We start from the raw sequence: 1499 nt of genomic DNA, 5'->3' as shown, positions 1-1499 counted from the left end.
CGGGTGGACGGGAACCAGCGATCCACCTTGGAGAACTGCCGCCCGTACCGGGCGGCTTTCTCCTCCAGCATGCGAACGAACATGCCCCACCCGGCATCGTGCACCGACTTCGCCAGGCGGGTGCGAGCCAATCCTTTGATGCACAGGTCCTCGACGTACACCGCTTGGTTATCGCGGATGATCATCGTGGACTGCTTGTGTGCCCAATCCCGCCGGGTGTCGGCCACTTTCGCGTGAGCGCGAGCGACCTTGCGCCGGGCCTTCGCCCGGTTCTTGGAGCCCTTGTCCTTGCGGGACAACGCTTTCTGCGCCTTCCGTAGGCGGCGTTCGGCCTGCCGCAGGAAACGCGGGGAGGTGATCATCTTCCCGTCCGACCCGACCGCGAACGTCGACAGGCCCAGGTCGATACCGAGCTCGGAATCGACCGACGGCAACGGTCGCGGGTCCACGTCGACCACGAACGACGCGAAGTACCGGCCCGCCGCGTCCCGGATGATCGTCACCGACGACGGGGCCGACGGCAGCTCCCGCGACCAGCGGACCGGGACGTCGCCGATCTTCGGCAGGCGCAGCTTCCCCGCCGCCGTCACAACGAACCGGGCGTTGCGCGTGAACCGGATCGCTTGCCGGTTGTCCTTGCGGGACCGGAACCGTGGCGGGGCGACCTTGCCGCCCTTGCGTTTCCCGGTGACCGAGGCGAAGAAATTCCGGTAGGCGCTGTTCAAGTCGGCTAACGCCTGCTGCAACACCACCGACGAAACCTCCGACAGCCACGCACGTTCCGGAGTGTTCTTCGCCTCGGTCAACCGTGTGGACAGTTCGGCGTCGCCGATCCGCTGTCCGGACTCGAATGCCTCCCGCCGGGCACGCAGTCCGTCGTTGTACACGACCCGCGCGCACCCGAACGCCTGTCCCAGCGCGATCCGCTGGCCGGGCGTCGGGTAGACGCGGAAGTTGTACCGGAGCTGCACAATTCACACTGAACCGTATTGGTTTGTGGGCGAGTACAGTGACATACGCACAGGCAGGCATTGTGTTTTCATACTTCACGCGCATTTGGTTTTCGTGACGAAGTACCGGCATCCGGTCTTCACCGACCGGCACCTGAAACGGGCCGAGGAGATCATGCGGGCGGTGTGCTCCGACTTCGAGGTCGAGCTGGTCGAGTTCAACGGCGAGGCCAACCATGTGCACCTGCTGGTGAACTTCCCCCCGAAGGTCGCTGTGTCCAAGCTCGTGAACTCGCTCAAGGGGGTGTCTTCTCGACGGCTGCGCCAAGAGTTCCCCGACCTCGTGCGCCATTACTGGCGCGCAAACCGGTTGTGGTCGGGTTCCTACTTCGCCGGGTCGGTCGGCGGTGCGCCGCTGTCGATCGTGCGGCAGTACATCGAACAGCAGGACCGTCCGGTCTAGAGCACACTCGGGCCTCGGCGGCCCTCCCGCGTGGACCTTCACCACCGCCCTGAAGGGCGGCGCACTGGCCCACACCCGGTAGCCGA

At 65.6% G+C, this 1499-nt stretch carries 2 protein-coding genes; one reads left to right on the top strand and one right to left on the bottom strand.

Going from position 1 to position 1499, the window contains the following annotated elements:
• Nucleotides 1–971, bottom strand: a 971-nt coding sequence (locus tag ON31_RS09545) for an RNA-guided endonuclease InsQ/TnpB family protein (RefSeq protein ID WP_039811738.1), incomplete at its 3' end; no start/stop codon positions are given.
• A gap of 25 nt (nucleotides 972–996) precedes the next feature.
• On the opposite strand from ON31_RS09545, the gene tnpA reads away from it, so the two are divergent.
• Complete coding sequence (tnpA, locus tag ON31_RS09540; RefSeq protein WP_039811734.1) at nucleotides 997–1413, top strand: IS200/IS605 family transposase; 417 nt, start codon at nucleotides 997–999, stop codon at nucleotides 1411–1413.
• Nucleotides 1414–1499 lie beyond the last annotated feature (86 nt).

The sequence above is a fragment of the Nocardia otitidiscaviarum NBRC 14405 genome, from assembly GCF_000308635.1.
Taxonomy (GTDB): Bacteria; Actinomycetota; Actinomycetes; order Mycobacteriales; family Mycobacteriaceae; genus Nocardia; species Nocardia otitidiscaviarum.
The sequence above is the reverse complement of the archived record's forward strand: the minus strand, read 5'-3'. Positions and strand labels throughout refer to the sequence as shown.